The following is a 21,271-nucleotide window of genomic DNA, read 5'->3' on the forward strand; positions in this document are numbered from 1 at the left end:
CAAGCTGGTCTTAACGACCAGCTTTCTTTGTTTATGTCGATTCAAAAAGAACCCCACCATGAGTAAAAAACGCTTAATCACCTCAGCTCTTCCCTACGTTAATAATGAACCCCACCTCGGAAATTTAATCGGCTGTGTACTATCGGCTGACTGCTTCGCTCGCTTTTCGCGATCCAAGAACTACGAAACTCTATATATCTGTGGGACAGACGAATACGGAACAGCTACCGAGACCAAAGCAGCGCAAGAAGGCTTAAGCCCAAGAGAAATTTGCGACAAGTACCACGTCATTCACAAAAATATTTACGAGCACTTTAATATTAGTTTTGATGCTTTTGGACGCACATCTACTGACATCCATACCGAAACGGTTCAAGAGATCTTTAATCAAGTAGCCGATAATGATCACTTTAAAATTGTAGAGAACGAGCAATTCTACAGCGAAAGCATGAACAAATTCTTAGCTGATAGACTCATCAATGGCACCTGCCCAAAATGCGGCTATGACGATGCCAGAGGCGATCAATGCGATGGTTGCGGTGCACTTTTAACTCCCACAGAGCTCATCGACCCAAAGTGTAGTCTTGACAAATGCACGCCCGTTCTTCGCAGCACAAAACATCTTCATCTCAACTTACCTGAACTGAGCTCTAATTTAGAAGTATGGCAGAACCACTCTATTGAAACAGGACATTGGCCAAATAACGCTGATACAACAACACGTTCATGGATGAAGCGCGGTCTTGAATCTCGCGCCATTACAAGAGATTTAAAATGGGGCGTCCCCGTTCCTTATGAAGGTTTCACTGACAAAGTTTTTTATGTATGGTTTGATGCTCCTATTGGTTATGTTTCCATTACTCGTGGCGCATACCCCGACACCTGGAAAGATTGGTGGCACGACCCCGACAACACACAACTCTACCAATTCATGGCAAAAGATAACATCCCGTTCCATTCAGTTATTTTTCCTGCCACACAAATCGCCTCTGGTGATAAATGGACTATGTGCCATCATTTAGCCTCTACAGAATACTTGAACTACGAAGATACAAAATTTTCAAAATCTCGTAATATTGGTGTTTTCGGCTCAGATGTCATCGATTCCGGTATCGATGTCGACCTATGGCGCTTTTATCTCTTGGCTATTCGACCTGAAAAACAAGATTCTGCTTTTACTTGGCAGGAGTTTTTTGATAAAGTCAACAACGAATTTTTGGATAATATCGGCAACTTAGTCAATCGCTCATTGGTATACGCCAATAAAAACTTTCCCGGCCCCATCACTCTTTGCGATGCGAGCGAAGCTCAGGAAGAGTTTAAGAAGAAAGCACAGGAACTCATAAAAAGTATCACCGAAGCTTTTGAAGCCTGCTCATTCCGTGAAGCTATTCGTTTAACTCTTACACTCGGAAAACTTGGCAACAAATTCTTCCAGGATGAAGAACCCTGGGTAAAAATCAAAGAAGGTAAGGAAGACGAAGTACGTAGCTCAATCAACATTCTCGTTCATTTGGTCCGCGACATCTCTATTTTACTCTCTCCTGCCATGCCCGACACGGCTCAGAGAATCCAATCATTTATTGGTCTAAAAGATTTAAAATGGGATCAACTAGGCGACTTTAGCAATCTAGCTGGTCAAGAAGTCAGTAAGCCAAGTATTCTTTTCCCTAAACTCGATACTAAGCGCGTCGAAAAGCTACGCAGCAAGTTTTCTGGTGAAACGGATGTTTTTGAAAAAGTTGATCTTCGTGTAGGAAAAATCAATTCTGCAAAAATCCACCCCGAAGCCGATCACCTCTACGTTTTAGAAGTTGACCTCGGGGAAGATAAAACTCGTACAATATGCTCTGGCTTGGCCAAACAAATTGATGCAGATACACTCATCGACAAACATATTGTCGTTGTTGCCAATTTAGCTCCTGCGGAGTTACGTGGTGTAGCTTCTGAAGGTATGGTTTTATCTGTAGCGAAAAAGAAAAAGCTAGAAGTCTTGGACGCAGGAAACATATCTGTCGGCACTTACGTACTTCGCAAAGAAGATAAAGTCCAAAACAAAGAAGAAATCACGATTGATCAATTTAAAGAAGTCAGTCTTCGAGTTAAGGATGGTTTAGCTGTATGTGATGGCGAAACCCTCTATGCTGATGGACAAGAATTGAAAACTGTAGAAATCCTCAATGGTAAATTAGCCTAGTCATCACCATGACCTTAATTGAGTGAGTTTCACTTATTAAAACTCACTCACACTTAAGCTATTGCTCTAAGAAAAAAATGGCATATCTTATGCCAACTACATAAGGAACACGTAATGAAAAAAATGCTCAGCTTATTTACACTCATCTTTACTGCCTGCTCTAACCCGCAGTACAACGTAAAAGAAAAATCACTTCATGAATTCATCGTAAAAGATATCGATGGTAAAGAATTCAAATTAGATAGCCTCAAAGGTAAAACTGTATTAGTTGTCAATGTGGCAAGTAAATGCGGCCTCACAAAACAATACACTGATTTACAGAAACTCTATGAAAAATACAAGGGACAAAACTTTGTTATTGTGGGTTTCCCTGCGAATGACTTCATGGGACAAGAACCTGGTAGCAATGAAGACATCAAAACCTTCTGTGCTACTAAATATAATGTATCATTCCCAATGATGAGTAAAATTTCTGTAAAAGGCGACGAAATAGCCCCTATCTATAAATTCCTAGTATCGGACCCTAAACACGGTGGTAAGATCAAATGGAATTTTGATAAATTCCTCGTCGACAAAGATGGTAAAATCATCAATCGTTTTAGCCCTAGAACTAAACCACTTGATGCTAAACTCACAAAAGCGATTCAGGATACCCTATAAAGAATGCAGCAAATATCAGGATCTGGGCAAGGCTTCTTCTCTAGCTTAATGTTATTTTTAATGCGACTTTGGCGCTTTATTGCCCTTAGTCTCTTAGCAATTGTGGCACTTATTTTAGGTGCTGCTGCTTTCCTGATTATAATCGTACCACTGATTATTTACCTTCTCATTACCAAGAGAAAATTTATCAACGTCATGCGCAGTAGTACCTCTCGCTTTAACAATAAGAGCTCAGCTCAAACCTTCAAAAATTTTTCCTCACAACAGGCACCTCCATTTCAAAGCCAAGAAGAAGAGGTTGACATCGATATCCCTGCAAAAAAAGATTAATTAAAGAAAGCCACTTCTTCCGTGCTCAAATCTCGCCATTGGCCCTCAGCTAGATCTTCATCTAGGATTAAATCCCCTATCTGTTCACGATGAAGACTTTTGACCATATTACCAACAGCCTCGAACATACGTTTAACCTGATGATAGCGACCTTCCGTAATTTTTAAGCGATAGGTTTTTGCATCTATCTTCTCAATCTTGGCTGGCGCAGTAATCTTGTCATCTCCATCCAAATAGACGCCCTCTTCCAGCTCCTTCATATCCTCTAGACTCAATTCAGATGCACTGCCAACTAAATAAGTTTTCTCGCACTTCCTTTTTGGCGATGTAATTCCGTGTGCCCATGTCCCATCATCAGTCAGAATTACTAGACCCGTCGTATCAATATCCAAGCGACCACAGGAAAAAGGCTCTCGGCTTGCCAAAGCTGGTGGCAGTAAATCTAAGACAGTTTTCAAACGCTCATCTTTGGCTGCACACACATAAGCTTTGGGCTTATGTAACATGAAATAAATTGTTTCGCGATACTCTAAAATTTCGTCATCAAAAGTAACGACATCATTCTTTAGATCCACCATCGTCTTCCCCTGCTTCTGCGGAATGTTATTTAATTTCACAAAACCATTTTTCAGCGCCCTAGTCGCCTCGGAACGAGTTAGATCAGTACATTTGGCTATCAATTTATCCAAACGTACTTTTGACTTTACTTTTGCCATTTTTTCATCCTTGAATATTTTCTTTTCACATAAAGCCATATTGCGTATTCCGCAAGCCGGAAAGCATAGAATAAAACACTAGCCAAGCTTATAAACTTGAACTTGTAAGTCATTAAAACAGTCATATTTTCAGCTCAAAATAACAAGGAAATATAATGGACCCCGATCTATTCAATCTCAGTGGCCTCAGTGAACCACAAAGCGAAGAAGCCTCATCCGAGAACACCGAAATCTCTATGGCCGAGCTACTTGACCAACTCTACCAAGACATCAGCTCTATAGTAAATAACGAAGAGACCGATGCTCAATCTGTTGAAGTCGCTTGGTTTACAGGAGAAAAAGTTCGAAAAGTTCTCGGTTTCATCCAAGGCTCACCTAAAGCTCCCGAAGCTCTCAAAGAACTCACTAAACATCTCGACGAGATTACTAAGGGAAAAATCAACGAAGACAACACATTAAACTACGTTCGCTTTGCAGAAACTTTCCCTGATATCCAAATCGTCTCGCGCTTAAGTGAAAAACTCGACCTCAAACACTTCCTCATCATATGTGAATTAGATGACGACATGCACCGCATTTTCTATGGCGAAAAGTGCTTTGCCGAAAATTGGTCGACCGAAGCTCTAGAAGCCGCAATTAGCAATAAGTTATTTGAAGACGAGTACAAATAAAGTTTAGTTAAATCAGACAAGTTCCTCCTCAGCAGTATTTGCCGTGATTAACATAACATCTATGGGACAACCAATGACTGAGCCTTCTTCAAAACAAAAACATCCATCTAACAAATAGAAGTTGTTTACACGGAAAGATGTATTAAAGAGTTAGTTTTTCCTGTTCTATCAGATAACTGTATCAAAATTTCTAAAAAACTTTGTCCCTATAAAAAAAGCCCCGTACTCATATGAATACGGGACTTTAAAATTTTTAAGGTTTAACTAAAAAATTAGTTAAGGCCTTTACCGTTAAGGTCTGAGAATGCCTGCTCAATACGAGCAACATAAGACTCTTGACCTTTACGCAACCATACGCGCGGATCGTAGAATTTCTTATTTGGCTTGTCGTCACCCTCCGGGTTACCAATTTGACCTTGGAGGTAAGCTTCTTTTTCTTTATAGAAGTTCATTACACCTTCCCAAGTTGCCCACTGAGTATCTGTATCGATGTTCATTTTGATTACACCGTAAGAGATTGACTCTGTGATTTCTTCTTGGCTTGAACCTGAACCACCGTGGAAAACGAAGTTTACTGGGTTGTCAGATTCAGTATTGAATTTTTCTTTGATGTAAGCTTGTGAATCGCGGAGGATAGTAGGAGTAAGCTTTACGTTACCAGGCTTATAAACACCGTGAACGTTACCGAAAGATGCAGCAATTGTGAAGTTAGGGCTGATTTTGCTAAGACGCTCGTAAGCTTCTGCAACTTCTGAAGGCTGAGTGTAAAGTTTAGACTCATCCATGTCAGTGTTATCAACACCGTCTTCTTCACCACCTGTGCAACCAAGTTCGATTTCGAGAGTCATGTCCATTTTAGCCATACGCTCGAGGTATCTTTCGCAAGTAGAAAGGTTTTCTTCGAGTGACTCTTCTGAGAGGTCAATCATGTGTGAAGAGAAAAGTGGCTTACCAGTTTCAGCGAAATGCTTTTCTGATGCATCGAGGAGACCGTCGATCCAAGGAAGAAGCTTCTTAGCAGCGTGGTCAGTGTGAAGAATGACAGGGATTCCGTAAGCTTCTGCTAATTCGTGTACGTGCTTTGCACCAGCAACTGAACCGAGAACTTGAGCTTTTTGACCTTCAAGTTTAAGACCTTTACCAGCGTAGAAAGTACCGCCACCGTTAGAGAACTGAATGATAACTGGTGAGCCAACTTTTGCAGCGGCTTCCATAACACCATTTACAGACTCAGTACCTACACAGTTAACTGCAGGAAGAGCTGCTTTGTTTGCTTTACAAACTTCAAAGATTTTATTTAGGTCGTCACCAGTAGCAACACCGGGTTTTACGAGATCTAATACTTTAGCCATAATTTTGTTTACCTTATGTTTTCTTGTCTTTTTTGAGAATGTTGTTGTGTTTTATTAACGCCCTAACTGTAATTAAAGGGCTTCATAAAGCAAGTTATTTTTTTTCTCGAGTGTGTCTTAATTTTTCATGAAGTTTTTCTGGTAGAGAACAAAGGCATCACGATTACCCATCTCTGCAGATTTCTTCAACATCAGCTCTGCTTGATTACGGTTAGACTTCAGGTATTTACCATCAAGATAAATACGCCCTAATTCATAAAGTGCTCCAGCGTGATTTTGCACAGCTGCTTTCTGATAATTGATAATAGCTTTACTAATATCTTTTTTGACATCTTCACCAACTTCATACATATAAGCTAGGACATACAATGCTTGAGCATAGCCCTGATCAGCTGATCTTTGGTAATAATCCAAACCACGTTCAACATTGACTTTGGTTCCAATACCTCTCAAATGACAAACACCTGCATTATATAAACCACTTGAATCACCCAAACGCGCCGCTTTTTCGTACCAACTGTAAGCCGTTTCCAAATTAGATGGAACACCCATGCCAACTGAATAACAGTTACCTAAAGCCACTTGAGCTGGGGGGAAATTTTGATTCGCTGCACGCAAAAACCAATTGACGGCAATTTCATTGTCTTTACGAACACCAATGCCATTTTGGTAACAATAAGCAACGCGTGCCTCTGAAACCGGATTACCATTATCTGCCGATAACATCAACCATTTTAAAGCTTCCTTGGGATCATACACTGAAGGGTACTCGCTATTATTTGAGAACTCCGCCATTTTTAATTGTGCATCAGCATTTCCCTTCTGAGCACTTTCTTTATACAAATTAATAGCATCCAAGACTCTCTTTGGTCCGCCTAGGCCACGCTCATAATATTCGGCAAGACGACTAATCGCTCTGTAGTCTTTAATTAATGAAGCCTCCTGAAAATAACGGATTGCCTTTTCATAATCTTCTCTTCTATCCAAAAGTAAGGCCGCATTAATATTTGCTTGCGCTAATCCAAAGTCAGCTGCTTTCATATAATACTTCAAAGCGTCATCTTCATTTTTTTCAACGCCATCACCCCTTATATAAAGGTTGGCTAAGTTATACATGCATTGACGGTCATTCTTATCGGCACCACGACGCCACCATTGTGCTGCCATTGCAGTATCTTTCTCTAGGCCCAAACGTCCGTAGAAATAGTTGTTACCCAATTCCAAAATCGCCGATTTACTACCCGCTTGCGCAGCAGTTTCTAGTTTCTCTAAACGTTTTGCTTGGATTTTTTCACGTTCTTCTTTTTTCAATTCTTCATCGAGAATGGGATCCGCAGTCTTACCGCGATCAATAGGGTTCAAATCCAAATCCCTTTGGACTTGAGCGAAAATTGTTAGACTACTTAAAAAGAGAATCATCTGGACGATTCTTAGGCTTGTAAACATTTAGGACCTCTTTATTTGATAGATTTAGTCATTTTTAACTTCGCATATAATACTCTAGGAATTACTTTTTGCGATAAAATAAAAATTCAAACCATGGGTTTAAACGCATGAATCAGAAGAAGTCACTAGAAAGCCTCCTTAATCAGCTCGAAGAGAAAGGTATTAAGGAAAATAAAATCCTTCTTGAACTCGAACGCGCTTTTCTTAAAGCTGATCCCACCACTTTTATTGACCACCAACGCGAAGAGCGGTGTGGTTACCCTGAAGTCATTTACGGGCTACACAAAAATGCGCAAAGAATTCTTTCTGCCGCGGAAGAAATTTTGAAACTAAAATCACAAGTCCTTATTAGCCGCATTGACGAAAGCAAAGCTGAACTTATCCTTAAACACTACCCTAAGGCTTTTTATTCCCCCGAAGCACAGGTTCTTTTTATCGGTGAATTTGAACAAAAATTCCAGTCAAAGCTCCTTATAATTAGTGCCGGAACCAGCGATGAATCAGTCGTCAAAGAAGCCTATTATTGTGCCAAAGCTTTTGGCATAAACCCTCAGCTCATCCAAGACCTAGGGGTAGCCGGCTTACACCGCTTGCTCACTTATCAAAAAGAGATTTCTGAAGCCGATTGTATTATTATTGCCGCCGGAATGGAAGGCGCCCTCCCCAGTGTCATTGGTGGCTTAACTACCGCTCCCATTATCGCCATCCCCACGAGTGTTGGTTATGGCGCCAACATGGATGGAGTCACTACAGCGATGGCCATGCTTAGCTCCTGTGCATCCGGTCTATCAGTGGTCAATATAGATAATGGTTTTGGTGCAGCTTATGCCGCCCTTAGAATGATAAAAACTTTTGAAAAATAAATGAATAATCCACTCACTTTTGGCGATGCTGAAGAATACCTAGATTCACTCCTAGTTTTTGGAATAAAACTAGGTCTTGATAACATGATTCACCTAAACGATCTTCTTGGTGATCCAGCTTCAACATTAAATTTTGTCCATGTCGCCGGCACCAATGGCAAAGGCTCTACTTGTGCGATGATCGCAACTGCCTGTAAATACGCAGGCCTAAAAACTGCTTTTTATTCATCTCCATTCCTTGTCAATTTTCTCGAGAGATGGCGCATCAATGGCGCACCCGTTAAAGAAGCGAGCTATTTAAAGGCCCTTCAAAAAATCATTGACATCGAAGTACAACTCATTGAAAGAACAGGTGTACGCCCGACCTACTTTGAAGTCTTAACTGCAGTCGCATTGTTGATTTTCCAAGAAGAGAAATGCGAAGTCGTCATTTGGGAAACCGGCATGGGAGGCAGACTTGATGCCACAAATATTGTTCAACCCTTACTCACGATCATCACCAACATTGCCATGGATCATGGGTCTTATTTAGGTGATACACTCAGCGAAGTAGCTAAGGAGAAGGCGGGCATCATTAAAGATGGCGTTCCTTTTATTTGCGGAGAAAGCAAAGTTGAACTTCGCACTCTATTTGCGGAGAAAGCAAAAAATTGTCCTCAATATTATATAGATCAAGATTTCTCGAGCTCACAGGGAGATGACCAACTCACCTACCAAGGCAAAGAGACCATCAACTACAAACTGCGACTGCTTGGAGAACACCAAGTCTCTAACTCATCTTTGGCAATAAAAGCCTTGGAAGTCCTTGAAGAAAAAACACTCATAGAGTCCGCCACCATTGCGGCCCAAGGTATTCAGTATGCTCATTGGCCAGGAAGAATACAAAAGCTCCCAAACAACATATATGTAGATGGAGCTCACAACCCCGCTGCTATGGAGAAGCTAAGCAAATGCTTATCTGATCAAAAGTTCACGGTCATCTGTGGCATGATGGAAGACAAAGAAGTTGAGAGCACTCTAGAAAAGCTCGCACCCTTATGTGCTAATTTCATCGCTGTCCCCATCAAAATCCCACGTGCCCTTAAACCTAAAGAATTAGCTAAACGAGCATCATCAATACTCAATTGCTCCTGTGAAAGTTCTACAGATTGGGAAAGTTCCTTAGAAAAAATATCTGGACCCATCCTAATAACGGGTTCACTTTATTTATCTGGAGAGGTCTTGAAGAAACTTGCTCCCGACAGTGCACTAAAATGCGATATTCTTGAGTAACACTAACAAGATAACAATCAAGATTATCACACCTGCAAGATAGAGCTTATTAACTTTAAAACCTTCTTCTTGTGATGTTACTGCTTGCTTGTGCTCAGCCATCAAACGCTCAATCTCTTCTTTTTTCGTTCCTGCTAGGTCAAAACAAGTATCATAATGAATCGGTCTAACTGAATCGTGAAAACGATGTCTTAAATCAACCAAACCTTGATGGACCTCTTCCATAGTTTGGTAACGATCTTCAGCCTTGTAGGCCATGCATTTCTTTATTAATTGGCAAAAACCAGCACTCAAATCTTCGACAAGATCCCCCGCATCAGGAGCGCCTTTCTCAAAATTTTCGTTAATGATTGCTTGGACACCCTCATTATCGAAAGGTTTTTTCCCTGTCACCATAAAGTATAAGCTTGCACCCAAAGAAAAAATATCAGCTCTACCATCAGCATTTGCCGCATCTAATGCTTGTTCGGGCGACATGAAGTGAGGTGTTCCCAAGCCTGTTTTCGTCATTGTTAAACCCGGCGAGGTATTTTCTATATTTTGCAATTTCGCTAAGCCTAAATCACCGACTTTATAAAGCCCATCTACCGAGACCATAATATTATCCGGTTTGATATCTCTATGAATAATTCCATGACTATGAGCTACACTCATACCACGAGCGACTGATTCACCTATATCAATGGCCTCTCTCTCTGAACATGGGCCGTTCTTCTTAATTTCAAGAAAAACACTCGAGCTCATTTTTTCCATCACATAATAGGGGTGATCATCTTGATCATTTCCACATTCCATAACGCGAACTAAATTGATGTGCTCAATCGAAGCAGCTAAACGCGCCTCTTGAATAAAGCGTTTGGCTGAAGCCGGTTTTTCTGTCACATCACGAAAAAAAACTTTAACCGCAACGGGGATATTGAGAACCCTATGCCGAGCAGAATACACTTTTCCCATCCCCCCAACACCAAGGGGTCCCTCTATTTTATACGGCCCCACAAACTCTGGGATTTCTTCACTATCAGATTGCAGGTGGCTTTCATCCATATAATTATACTTACTTTATTAAAATCTATTACTTTAAATCTATTCAATCGTGTATATTTTAACAGGATGTAAGACAACTTCAATACTAACATAAAGGATTTATCTAATGTCTAACGAGTACCTATCAAAACAGGGCTACAGCAACGAGGATGCTTACATCCAACAAAAAGAAGCTGAACACCGCTTAGAAAGAGACAAAAAAAGAGCTAAACAACAACACGAGCAAGAAAAAGAGCTCCACTGGATGCGTTGCCCAAAATGCGGTAGCCAAATGGAAGAAAAAGAAATGGAAACAGTGAAAATTGATATTTGCACTTCATGCGAAGGAATGTACTTCGATAAGGGTGAATTCGAGATCGCTGCTAAATCACTTGAATCACACGACATGTTTGACAAAATCGCAGGTTTCTTAAAGTTTTAATGAGACATTCCGTTCGTGCATTTTCTGATCGACTTGTCACTAAAGAGCAACTTGAACAGGCCATAGATTACGCACGTTACGCCGCGTCATCCAAAAATATGCAACCTTGGCAAATTGCCATTTGCCAAGGCGACATACTAAAAAAACTCTCTCATGAGCTCATCCTTGCAGCTCAGTCAGGCCAAAAACCTGCTCCTGAATTAGGCGAGAGCAAAGACTCCCCTATACCCGACCTTTATATGAACCGAGCTCGCCAATGTGGCTACTCCCTCTTTCAACACAAAGGAATCGAGCGCCACGACAAAGAAGCTCGCCTAGATCATTGGTGTGAAAACTACCGCTTCTTCGGAGCAACAACGGTTATCTTTTTCTACTACGACCACACTCTCCCACAACACTGCCTCATTGACATGGGCATTTTTCTTGAACGGCTGATGCAAGGCCTTGAACAACAGGGACTCTCTTCCTGCCCACAAGCCTCCTTAGTTTCCTTTCCCGACATCCTCGATAAACACATCGATATGCCGCAAGAACTCAGCCCAATATTTGGTCTATCACTAGGCTATGAAGAAGTAGATCAACACATCAATACATTCCGCACTGAAAAATTGAGTGTAAATGAAATCACAAAATGGTTTAATTAGACTTGTAGATTCAACATTCTAGGGCACTTTCACCTGCTAAATGAATGGTTAAATCTGACAATGACAAGTTCGCGAATTTTTATTAAAATCATAAGCATCTGTATGATGTGCCTCTACCTACTCAACATGAGTGGTGCTAGAAGCTCTATTGTCTCGTCAATCATCACCCCATTACTCCCCTATAAATGCAGTGGCCATGGATGCGCATGCGACCTAGCAGGTAAAGAACTTCCTGGCTGCGCATGCTTCGGCATAGAAGATGAAACTAACGACAATTTGAACGACTCGAATAACTGTGGCCCTCCAGTTGAATCTTGCTGTTCACAAAAATCAGACCCTAAAGATACGCAAGTAAAACAAAATGGTCCCGAGTTAGATAAAGTTGCTTGTGACGGCATCTTAACTGACCTCTATGAAATGCTCGACCGCCATTTAAAGTTTGAAACACAAATACAAATTTTTTATAAAGAAATTACTTACCAAATAAGCCCAGTAAAATTACTGGCAAACACCACACCTAACTTAATTGCCTTAGGCAAGGTCCCAATAGTATAAACATGTTCGTAAAACAAGTATGGATGACGGTAGCTACTACCCTCCTCCCCAGACACGAAAGTTATTAGATCACTTTCGTAAAAAACAATGCAACATTACTCAAATATTGTAATGCTGTAGACATACACATATATACTAATATAAGATTTATAATGAAAAAACTTTTCGCTACATTAGCCTTAAGCTCTATGGGCTTAATGGCTCAAAATACTGAACACACATCCCACGATAATTCTTGCTCATGCAACGAATCTCACAATATCTCTCACTACGCTCCTGCTGGAGTCATGGGCGCTCATGTCCATAAGAAGGGTGAATGGATGATCGGCACACGATCCATGTTCATGGAAATGGATGGCCTAAGAGATGGCACTAACCGTGTCTCAAACAACAAGGCACATAAAGACTATATGGTCTTGCCAAAAGACATGAAAATGCAAATGCATATGCTAGATGTGATGTATGGTCTTAACGACGACTGGACTCTCACTCTCATGGTACCGTGGGTTCGCTATAGCATGAACCTCAATCGACGCATGACAATGATGGGAACCACTACCGACACAAAATTCAAAACTCGTAACGAAGGTTTGGGCGACATTAAAGTGGGTAGCATTTACCGCGCCTATGACGACGGAGATGAGCAAGTCTTGTTAGGCCTAACCCTTAATCTTCCTACTGCCAATTTTGACGAGGAATCAAACACTCCCATGAGAGATGACATGCGCTTAGGCTATCCTATGCAAATCGGCTCGGGAACTTGGGACCTCATCCCATCAATTGTCTATAACAAGTTTTACACGAACTGGTCTTGGGGTACTAAGCTCGAAGCGACGATTCACACTGGTGAAAATAGCGAAGGTTACCGTAGGGGTGACAAACTAACATACAACTTGTGGGCTTCACGAGAATTAAACCCCGTCCTCGCTCTAAATTCACGTGTCGAATTCAACGCTTGGGAAGATTACCGTGGCGACGACGACAACTTAGAACCCATGAGTGGGATGAATCCAGTGGCAGATGCTGACCTCCGCGGTGGTAAAGATGCTTCTTTTTTCGCAGGTTTCACCTGGAAGACATGCTCAAAAAGCAGAGTTCAATTTGAGGCGGGAATGCCCTTCTATCAAGAGATAGATGGCCCCAACCTAGAAAAAGACCTAACCGTCAATGTAAATTTCTTATATAGCTTCTAAGACAAGCAGTGACTTTTAGTCGCATTATAAATGCGACTAAAAGTACACAAAACCATTATAGCAAATAAGATGCGTCACTCCTTAGAATCCTCTTCATTTTAACATTTTTTTTCAGATAAAAATCTAGTCATTCTTTTTTTCATTTTTTATTAAGAATCAACTTGCAGAAAACAAGTACAGAATTACTTTGGCGTCGTTTCGGAGCGTAGCGCAGCCTGGTAGCGCGCTTGGTTTGGGTCCAAGAAGTCGCGAGTTCGAATCCCGCCGCTCCGACATTTTTTATTTCTGTAAAAAGAAGTAGTTTTAAAGTTTAGTTTCACCAGAACTAAATTATTACATCGGAGCGTAGCGCAGTCTGGTAGCGCGCTTGGTTTGGGTCCAAGAAGTCGCGAGTTCGAATCCCGCCGCTCCGACTCTTTTTGTTAACTTTAAATAAGATTATATGAGCTTATATAAATCCACATTCCCCGCAATACTTCTGATTGAAAGCGATCTTCAAATGAGTGAATTCTTCAGTCGAATGATAGGAAACTGTGGTTATGAAGTTTTAACAATTAGTAGTGAAGAAGAGTTTACATCACTCAATAAAGATGAAATTAGCATTATACATGCCTGCATCGTAAACGAACTTCGAAATTACGATGAGTTTTTCACGAACTACGAACAAAGCTTTCGTTCACACAACATCAAAAAAGCTCCTCTCATATTAATCACCTCTGGAGATGAAGATTTAGACCCCTCCGTAGTTGAGAAAACCTTCCACATCTCAAGAAAAGTAAACTTTAACTTTTCCGAATTAACTGAAAAAATTCACGACGCAATTTTAGTTTAATTCTCACAATTCCACCCAAGCTAATACTGAAAAATTTCTTTCTCCATTTATAGTCTTATAAAAATTTAAGGACATAAAAAATGGACAATTGTATTTATTGTAAAATCTCCGAAAAGAGAGAAGATGCCGACATAGTTTATCAAGATGAAACTTTTTGCGCCTTTCTACACCCCACCCCCATCAATCATGGTCACATCATCCTCACAACTTCAGAGCACTGCACTAGCCTTACCCTTCTTGATGACGAAACCTACTCCAAGCTGCAATGCTTAGCTCGAAAAATCGCAGTCGCCACTTTGAAAACTAAAGATTACGACGGCTTCAACATCCAATACAATCATGGTGAATGCGCAGGACAAGACGCCCTCCACGCTGCACTACATATTATTCCTCGAGTTGGCACCGATGGCTTCCACTTAAACTGGCGAATGCAAGAAGCTGCCGATGAAGATCAAAGAAAATCTTTAATAGACTTCATAAAAAACAAACTCTCTTAATGACCAACGACTACTCACTTTTCCTGCCTGCCTTAAGGGAAGAATACCCTGAGTGGCCTGAAGCAGCCTTGGCTTTCATCTGTCGTGGGGTCGAGTTCTTTAATCTATCGAATAAGGACACTGAGGCTATCGAAAGAGAAACTCTTATCGATCATCTTTGCATTCATGCGCTCAATGAATATGGATCTCTAGCTCTATACACACTAAACAAATTAAACTTTTCTGAAAAAAACGACCTATTAATCGTTTTAAATTTACTCATTGAGAAAAAAATCATCGTCGGCATCAAAAAAATAAATCTTTTTGAAATAAACGATAAGCAAAATCTAAACTCAAAAATGGCCAAAAAACCTCTTCTAGAGCGTGCTTTTTGGCCAAAAATAAAAAAAGTGAATAATTTTCAAAATTTTCGCTAAATCTGACTGGTAGAAAAACATTTTTGGTTTATTATCTACCCGTCGCCAGCATAGCTCAGTTGATAGAGCAGCTGACTTGTAATCAGCAGGTCGTCGGTTTGAGTCCGACTGCTGGCTCTTAAAAGCACTTACAGAAATGTAAGTGCTTTTTTATTTCCTCAGATCAACTTCGAGACTTATAATTATGTTAATTTTAGATTAAGTCAACAAACTCAACTAGACATTTACAGGAAATAAATCATCTAAGGTATTACTATAGAAGTCAATACTGAAGACAAATGGACCGCTCGCTTGAGAATCTTACGAATACTTTTTCTTACTCTTTCCTTTAAGTTCATCATACATACCGATGAACTGGAAAATGAATTGAGCTTGGAAGACTTAATGAACATTGAGGTAACAAGTGTCTCCAAAAATGAAGAGAGCTCCTTCACCGCAGCTTCAGCTATTTACGTCATCACCGAAGAGGAAATCAAAAATAAAGGTGCTCAAAATTTAGCTGAAGCTTTGAGAGGTACTCCTGGTGTACAAGTTTCACGCCGGACCAACAACTCATGGGAAGTCAGCATCAGAGGCTTTGATAATCTGTACTCTAATAAATTACTGGTTCTCATTGATGGCCGCACTGTCTACACTCCTATCTTCTCTGGAACTTATTGGAACTTCACCAACTATCCGATTGCGGACATAGAACGAATTGAAGTCATCAGAGGACCTGGTGCCACTATTTGGGGTTCCAATGCAGTCAACGGCGTCATAAACATCACAACAAAACACAGTAAGGACACCATTGGTGGCCTAAGTAAACTAGAGTATGGCGAAGATTTTCAACAAGCTTACTTACGCATCGGAGAGAGCTTAAACGATGAAAATACTTTGCATTTACGCGCCTACGGACAAGTTCAAAAATACGACAAACTAAACCCGGGAATACAAAATAAAAACTCTCAAAAAAATGATGATTGGGATCATCTGCAAGGTGGCTTTCGTTTAGATTATGATGTAACTCCCAAAGATTCCATACGCGTATCAGCCGATACGTACAGTGTCGATCAAGTCACCTATAACGCTATCAATAATAATAGTTTTTATGAAGATAGTGATGCCACCGGCTATAACCTCAGTGTAGACTACACTAAACAAATATCATCAGATGAAAAGTTTCACTCTCTCATCTATTATGATTTTTATGACTTCAACCAAGACATCACTGCTAACACTTATGTTCAAACTTGGAACTTTGAATTCGACTACCATTTCAGCCCAATAAAACACCACAACATCACACTCGGCGCCGGCACACGAATCTACCGTTCTCAAGTAAAAGATCCTAGCGGTCAACTTCTTATGTTCCCCGAAAATGAAACCACTCAAAATTATAACTTTTTTATCCAAGACAAAATCACTCTCCAACCCGATCGCTGGACTTTGACTTTAGGTTCAAAATTTGAAGAACACGACTATTCTGGTTTTGAATACCAACCCACAGCACGACTCGCTTTTACTCCTAATCGCAAAAACACTCTTTGGCTAGCGGCTTCACGAGCTATTAGAACCCCCAATCGCTATGAGCATGACTCCAACTTGTTTTTTGGCTCTGCAATCGGCAACCACGACGTCGATTCTGAAACCGTAGAAACCTACGAAGCGGGCTACAGGATATTGGCCAGTGAAAAGCTCTCTTTTGACATGACCATTTTCTACAACGATTACTCCGATCTAATTTCTACTGAAGTAACACCAGGCAATGACCCTATCGTCAACACCTCTAGCGCAGAAAGCTACGGCTTTGAAATCTCATCAAACTACTTAGTCACTACTGACTGGCAATTAAAGCTTTCCTATAGCTACTTTGACATTGATGTCGACCAGAAAGACGAGACTTCTGATCTATTTGCTACTGAATATGTTACGGCACAACACCAAGCCTCAGCCTATTCCTTTTACCAAATTTCGAAAAAACTACAATGGGATTTAATGGCCTATTACCAAGACAGTAAAAACCCTAGCTTAAACAATACCGACTATCCAAGCAATTCACCCTTTGTTAAATTGGACAGTAAACTCACATGGACTCAAAACTCTAAGCTCGAATTTTATATAATGGGTCAAAACCTCTTAGAGGATTCAACATCAGAAACGCTCTATTACGTAGAAGCACCACGAACATTTTTAATGGGCTTAAATTACCGCTTTTAAGGGAGAAATCCTGCTCAATTATTAATTATATATTAAAAGAGCTTATTTCAAGACCTTTAACTACACTCAGCTATTCCAAATTTTAACTTCATTTTGTAGAATAATTATAGGGGTTAATTTCTATTTGGGATATAAACATTGCGCTCATACTGTTTAAAATTGATTCTTCTGAGTCTTGGCTTTCAAACATTCGCACTTGATAGCGCGGAAGACTTTGACCTTGAATCTCTCATGAATATCGAAGTGACCTCTGTCTCAAAATCTGAGGAAAGTTCATTTACTGCCGCATCAGCCATATACGTTATTACCAACGAAGAAATCGCCAGAAAAGGTGCCCTTAATCTCGCAGAAGCTCTAAGAGGTACCCCTGGAGTTCAAGTATCTAGACGTACCAACAACACTTGGGAAGTCAGTATCAGAGGTTTTGACAATCTTTATTCCAATAAATTACTTGTCTTAATTGATGGTCGTAGTGTGTACTCGCCCATTTTTTCAGGAACTTACTGGGAATACACCAACTACCCCGTCGCTGATATCGATAGAATTGAAGTCATACGCGGTCCCGGTGCTAGTGTATGGGGCTCAAATGCCGTCAATGGCGTCATTAACATCACCACTAAATCAGCCAAAGAAACTAAAGGCGGCTTAGCTAAGCTCGACTATGGTGAATACAATGAATCCTATTACTTAAGGTATGGGGAGGCCTTGGACGAAGAAGAAAAACTCAATCTTCGAGTCTATGGACAATTCCAGCAAAACCATGAAATCGAACCTGGTGTTAGTCTAAAAAACACTCATGAAGATGATCGCTGGGACCATCTTCAAGGTGGCTTCCGCTTAGACTACGATGTTACATCAAAAGACACCCTAAGTGTAAGTTCAGATGTGTACCAATCTGATTTCAAACAATACAACGCACTTGTCATCAACAACTTTTATGAAGATGGGGATTCTACTGGCTATAATTTGACTTTAAATCACACAAGGCAATTTAACTCCAAAGAAAAATGGAGCACACTATTTTATTACGATTATCACAACATTGAGCAAGACATCACGCTTGATTCAACTGTTCATAGCTTCAATTTAGAATCCGATTATCACTTCTCTCCTTGGGATAATCACGAAGTGACTCTAGGTGCAGGCGTCCGATCATATCGCTCAAAATTAAAAGATGATTTAGGCCAACTCGTTTTCATCCCCGAAGATGACACCATTGTCAATTACACCCTATTCATTCAAGATAAAATCACTCTCCAACCCGATCGCTGGACTTTAACTCTCGGCTCTAAGTTTGAAAAAAGTGATTACACTGATTATGAATACCAACCGTCTGCTCGAGTAGCCTACACACCAAACAGGAAAAATACTTATTGGGCAGCTGTTAGCCGAGCAGTACGCACACCATCACGCTACGAATACGGATCTGACATCTTTAGTGGTGCCGCCATTGGTAATAGTGATGTGGATTCAGAAAATGTTACCACCTACGAATTGGGTCATCGTATCTTAGTCAATGAAAAACTCTCTTTTGACACGACCGTTTTCTATAACGACTACAATGATCTTGTCATCACAGAAGTTAATCCTGGAGCGGATATCATTGTGAACGATCTTTCCGCCGATAGTTACGGGCTTGAATTATCTTCCAACTATTTTGTAACTCCTGACTGGCAACTCAAATTATCCTACACATATATCGACTCTGATTTTGATTACAAAGACGGTACAGGAGACACCTTACCCGTCGAAAAAGTAGCCGCCAAAAACAAGGCCTCATTTTATTCTTTCTACTCGGTCACCAAAGATCTTAAATGGGATGTCATGGTTTATTACCAAGACTCAAAAAACCCTAGTTATAACTATGACCCACAGGATGGCACCCCCTCATTCATAAAACTTGATTCACGTATCTCCTGGTCGCCTAGAGAAGACCTAGAAGTCTACCTAGTTGGACAAAACCTCTGGGATCACTCCACTCGAGAAACCCTCTATTATGCCGAGACCCCGCGCACATTTTACCTCGGTCTCAATTATAAATTCTAGTATTCATTAGAATATAACACTTCTAAGCTTCACCCTGCCTTCTTTGAGCTTGATTTTAGCCTCAAATTCCCTATCTTTTTAGCTGTGAATTTGGGAATCAACAATATATGTTAAACAACTTTCTTTTGGCAGCTGACAAACCTGCCTTATTACATGGTGCTTCGGGCGAACTACTCGTTTCTATCATTTTAATTATCGGCATGCTTGCTGGTGTCACCGCGAAAAAGCTCAAGCTGCCTGTCCTAACGGGACAAATCATTGCGGGGATTCTGATTGGCCCCTATATGCTTAACCTCATAGGACACACCGAAGAGAAGAACCTCACTGCCGTCACGAGCTTTGCCATTGGCTTAATTGCCTTAACCGTGGGAAGTCATTTAAACTTCCAAAAACTACATAATTCATTTAATCGAAACCTACTCATTGCCGTTGGTGAATCCAGTTGTGCTTTCATCGCCGTATTCTTTGCCTTAGAATACTTCAACCCCATGGATTTCTCCGAAAAGACTCGACTGGCGGCTCACTTACTCATCTCATCCTTGGCCTGTAGTACTTCACCCGCAACCGTACTGCATGTTATCAAAGAGAAAAATGCGAAAGGCAACCTCGTAAGAACCCTGCTGATTGTTGTTGCTTTAGACAACATCATTTGCTTACTAGTTTTTGAAAGCGTCCGTGCTATCGCCCGACAAAAACTTTCAGGCGCAAGTCTTTTGACCACCGCACTCCCCGGCCTCATTAGCTTTTTCAGTTCAATCATTGTTGGCTTTCTTGTGGCAAAATGTTTCGAGTTTTGCCTCAAATACATCCAAAAAAAACAGGGGCAATCCCACTTTCGACGCAATTCACACACACTCGTTTTTACGCTATTAGTTGCCTCGATCATGATAACAAATGGACTCTGTGACTACATGGCTATGGTTACTGCGGAACTCCCACAAAAACTCACTCCTCTGCCCATTATGGCGAACCTAGTCCTTGGTTTGTGCCTCTCCAACTTTGCTATCTTTAAAAATGAAATGCTTGAGCAATTCGAGGTTTTGGAGCAATTTATTTTCACCGTCTTTTTCACCCTCGCGGGCATGCACCTAGATCTAACCACCATTAATTCGCAAACCATTAGTTCCGCGCTCATTTATCTCGTCGCTATGGCGGGTGGCAAGATGCTTGGGGCTACCTTTGGCGCCATAATGGGACGCTGCACGCCAAGAACAACGCTAAATATTGGGTCCATGCTCCTAGTTCAAGCGGGCATGACTATTGCCCTCCTCGTTGTCATCTATTCTGAAAAAGATTTCTCTGCACTGCACGCAAAAATTACTGCCATGATCCTACTGGTTGTCGTCTTCACTGAATTGGTTGGCACCATTCTGATCACCAAAACTTTAGATCGCGTTAAAGAAACGGGCAAGAAGCGAACTCGACTCATCGACTTCATTGATGAAGAGCATATTATCACGGGTCTCAATGCCAAAGATAAATGGGAAGTCTTACGTGAAATGTCTTACTTCTTAGTCAAAACTAACGACATCGAGATCGATCCCGAAGAACTGCTCAAAAGAATGGAAGTCCGGGAGAAGGAATTCTCTACTGGTTTTGGCCAGGGTATTGCCATTCCGCACTGCACAGTCAGCGATGAAGAAAGCCACGACGGCAAAATCCGAGGCATGCTCGCCGTATGTACCCCTGCAGTTGAATTCGAAGCAATGGATGATGAACCTGTCGAGATCATTGTCATGCTTGCCACTCCTGAGTCACAACGTGAAGCTCACCTCGAAATTCTCTCTACCCTAGGAAAAATGCTAAGCGACACCAAGATACGCGATCAGATTCTCAAGGCGAACTGCGCTGCTTCTATTTACGAAATTTTTCACTCCGAAGAAGCCGAAACTTTTAACTACTTCCTAAAATAAGGTA

Annotated in this window: 20 protein-coding genes and 3 tRNA genes; 19 read left to right on the forward strand and 4 right to left on the reverse strand. The window is 40.9% G+C overall.

Translation table 11 applies throughout. From position 1 onward, the window contains the following. Positions 1-58: 58 nt before the first annotated feature. The 3 genes from metG to PQO01_RS21385 all read left to right on the forward strand — a co-directional run bounded on the left by metG (position 59) and on the right by PQO01_RS21385 (position 3,187). Positions 59-2,197: a methionine--tRNA ligase gene (gene metG, locus PQO01_RS21375; RefSeq protein ID WP_274316262.1), complete on the forward strand. Its 2,139-nt coding sequence runs from the start codon at positions 59-61 to the stop codon at positions 2,195-2,197. A 123-nt stretch (positions 2,198-2,320) separates the two neighbouring features. After that, positions 2,321-2,857: a glutathione peroxidase gene (locus PQO01_RS21380; protein WP_420792941.1), complete on the forward strand. Its 537-nt coding sequence runs from the start codon at positions 2,321-2,323 to the stop codon at positions 2,855-2,857. A gap of 3 nt (positions 2,858-2,860) precedes the next feature. Next, positions 2,861-3,187 (forward strand): hypothetical protein, encoded by a 327-nt coding sequence (locus PQO01_RS21385; protein WP_274316264.1) that lies wholly within the window; start codon positions 2,861-2,863, stop codon positions 3,185-3,187. Here PQO01_RS21385 and PQO01_RS21390 read toward each other — a convergent pair. Next, positions 3,184-3,903, reverse strand: a complete 720-nt coding sequence (locus tag PQO01_RS21390) for a pseudouridine synthase (RefSeq protein WP_274316265.1) — start codon at positions 3,901-3,903, stop codon at positions 3,184-3,186. The genes PQO01_RS21385 and PQO01_RS21390 overlap by 4 nt on opposite strands. 155 nt (positions 3,904-4,058) lie before the next feature. Here PQO01_RS21390 and PQO01_RS21395 point away from each other — a divergent pair, with 155 nt between their 5' ends. Further along, positions 4,059-4,574 carry a DUF1016 N-terminal domain-containing protein gene (locus tag PQO01_RS21395; protein ID WP_274316266.1) on the forward strand — a complete coding sequence of 172 codons (516 nt, stop codon included), beginning with the start codon at positions 4,059-4,061 and terminating at the stop codon, positions 4,572-4,574. A gap of 272 nt (positions 4,575-4,846) precedes the next feature. On the opposite strand, the gene fbaA is transcribed toward PQO01_RS21395, so the two are convergent. Both fbaA and PQO01_RS21405 read right to left on the reverse strand, forming a co-directional pair. Further along, a complete protein-coding gene (fbaA, locus tag PQO01_RS21400; protein ID WP_274316267.1) occupies positions 4,847-5,926 on the reverse strand; it encodes a class II fructose-bisphosphate aldolase in 1,080 nt (359 codons plus the stop codon). 117 nt (positions 5,927-6,043) lie between these two features. Then, complete coding sequence (locus tag PQO01_RS21405) at positions 6,044-7,372, reverse strand: tetratricopeptide repeat protein (protein WP_274316268.1); 1,329 nt, start codon at positions 7,370-7,372, stop codon at positions 6,044-6,046. A gap of 107 nt (positions 7,373-7,479) precedes the next feature. Between PQO01_RS21405 and larB the strand changes: the two genes are divergently transcribed. Together larB and PQO01_RS21415 are read left to right on the forward strand one after the other, a co-directional pair. Next, positions 7,480-8,235 carry a nickel pincer cofactor biosynthesis protein LarB gene (gene larB / locus PQO01_RS21410; RefSeq protein WP_274316269.1) on the forward strand — a complete coding sequence of 252 codons (756 nt, stop codon included), beginning with the start codon at positions 7,480-7,482 and terminating at the stop codon, positions 8,233-8,235. Beyond that, entirely contained in the window at positions 8,236-9,507 is a 1,272-nt protein-coding gene (locus PQO01_RS21415) for a bifunctional folylpolyglutamate synthase/dihydrofolate synthase (protein ID WP_274316270.1), read from the forward strand. On the opposite strand, the gene PQO01_RS21420 is transcribed toward PQO01_RS21415, so the two are convergent. Then, a complete protein-coding gene (locus PQO01_RS21420) occupies positions 9,484-10,551 on the reverse strand; it encodes a serine/threonine protein kinase (RefSeq protein ID WP_274316271.1) in 1,068 nt (355 codons plus the stop codon). The two genes, PQO01_RS21415 and PQO01_RS21420, sit on opposite strands and share 24 nt — an antisense overlap. A 106-nt stretch (positions 10,552-10,657) precedes the next feature. Here PQO01_RS21420 and PQO01_RS21425 point away from each other — a divergent pair, with 106 nt between their 5' ends. The 13 genes from PQO01_RS21425 (at position 10,658) to PQO01_RS21485 (ending at position 21,267) form a co-directional block, all read left to right on the forward strand. Further along, a complete protein-coding gene (locus PQO01_RS21425; RefSeq protein WP_274316272.1) occupies positions 10,658-10,972 on the forward strand; it encodes a TFIIB-type zinc ribbon-containing protein in 315 nt (104 codons plus the stop codon). After that, positions 10,972-11,616: a nitroreductase gene (locus PQO01_RS21430; RefSeq protein WP_274316273.1), complete on the forward strand. Its 645-nt coding sequence runs from the start codon at positions 10,972-10,974 to the stop codon at positions 11,614-11,616. Before PQO01_RS21425 ends, PQO01_RS21430 begins: the two co-directional genes overlap by 1 nt. A 60-nt stretch (positions 11,617-11,676) precedes the next feature. After that, on the forward strand, positions 11,677-12,171 hold the full coding sequence (locus PQO01_RS21435) for a hypothetical protein (protein WP_274316274.1): 495 nt from the start codon (positions 11,677-11,679) through the stop codon (positions 12,169-12,171). Between the two features lie 152 nt (positions 12,172-12,323). Continuing rightward, positions 12,324-13,364 carry a transporter gene (locus PQO01_RS21440; protein ID WP_274316275.1) on the forward strand — a complete coding sequence of 347 codons (1,041 nt, stop codon included), beginning with the start codon at positions 12,324-12,326 and terminating at the stop codon, positions 13,362-13,364. 199 nt (positions 13,365-13,563) lie between these two features. Further along, a tRNA-Pro gene (locus PQO01_RS21445) sits at positions 13,564-13,637 on the forward strand. Positions 13,638-13,703: 66 nt separating this feature from the next. Next, positions 13,704-13,777 (forward strand) — tRNA-Pro (locus PQO01_RS21450). 86 nt (positions 13,778-13,863) lie between these two features. Further along, on the forward strand, positions 13,864-14,196 hold the full coding sequence (locus PQO01_RS21455) for a hypothetical protein (RefSeq protein WP_274316276.1): 333 nt from the start codon (positions 13,864-13,866) through the stop codon (positions 14,194-14,196). 80 nt (positions 14,197-14,276) lie between these two features. Continuing rightward, positions 14,277-14,693, forward strand: coding sequence for an HIT family protein (locus tag PQO01_RS21460; protein WP_274316277.1), 417 nt, complete (start codon positions 14,277-14,279; stop codon positions 14,691-14,693). Next, a complete protein-coding gene (locus tag PQO01_RS21465) occupies positions 14,693-15,109 on the forward strand; it encodes a hypothetical protein (RefSeq protein WP_274316278.1) in 417 nt (138 codons plus the stop codon). The genes PQO01_RS21460 and PQO01_RS21465 overlap by 1 nt, the downstream gene beginning before the upstream one ends. 44 nt (positions 15,110-15,153) lie before the next feature. After that, positions 15,154-15,226: transfer RNA gene (locus tag PQO01_RS21470), tRNA-Thr, on the forward strand. Positions 15,227-15,493: 267 nt separating this feature from the next. After that, positions 15,494-17,308, forward strand: a complete 1,815-nt coding sequence (locus PQO01_RS21475; RefSeq protein WP_274316279.1) for a TonB-dependent receptor plug domain-containing protein — start codon at positions 15,494-15,496, stop codon at positions 17,306-17,308. Between the two features lie 138 nt (positions 17,309-17,446). Further along, the gene (locus PQO01_RS21480) at positions 17,447-19,354 is read left to right on the forward strand and encodes a TonB-dependent receptor plug domain-containing protein (RefSeq protein ID WP_274316280.1); all 1,908 of its coding nucleotides are present in this window, start codon (positions 17,447-17,449) and stop codon (positions 19,352-19,354) included. Between the two features lie 107 nt (positions 19,355-19,461). Beyond that, entirely contained in the window at positions 19,462-21,267 is a 1,806-nt protein-coding gene (locus tag PQO01_RS21485) for a PTS sugar transporter subunit IIA (RefSeq protein WP_274316281.1), read from the forward strand. The last annotated feature ends 4 nt before the right edge of the window (positions 21,268-21,271 follow it).

The sequence above is a fragment of the Lentisphaera marina genome (assembly GCF_028745505.1).
In the GTDB taxonomy this organism is placed as follows: Bacteria; Verrucomicrobiota; Lentisphaeria; order Lentisphaerales; family Lentisphaeraceae; genus Lentisphaera; species Lentisphaera marina.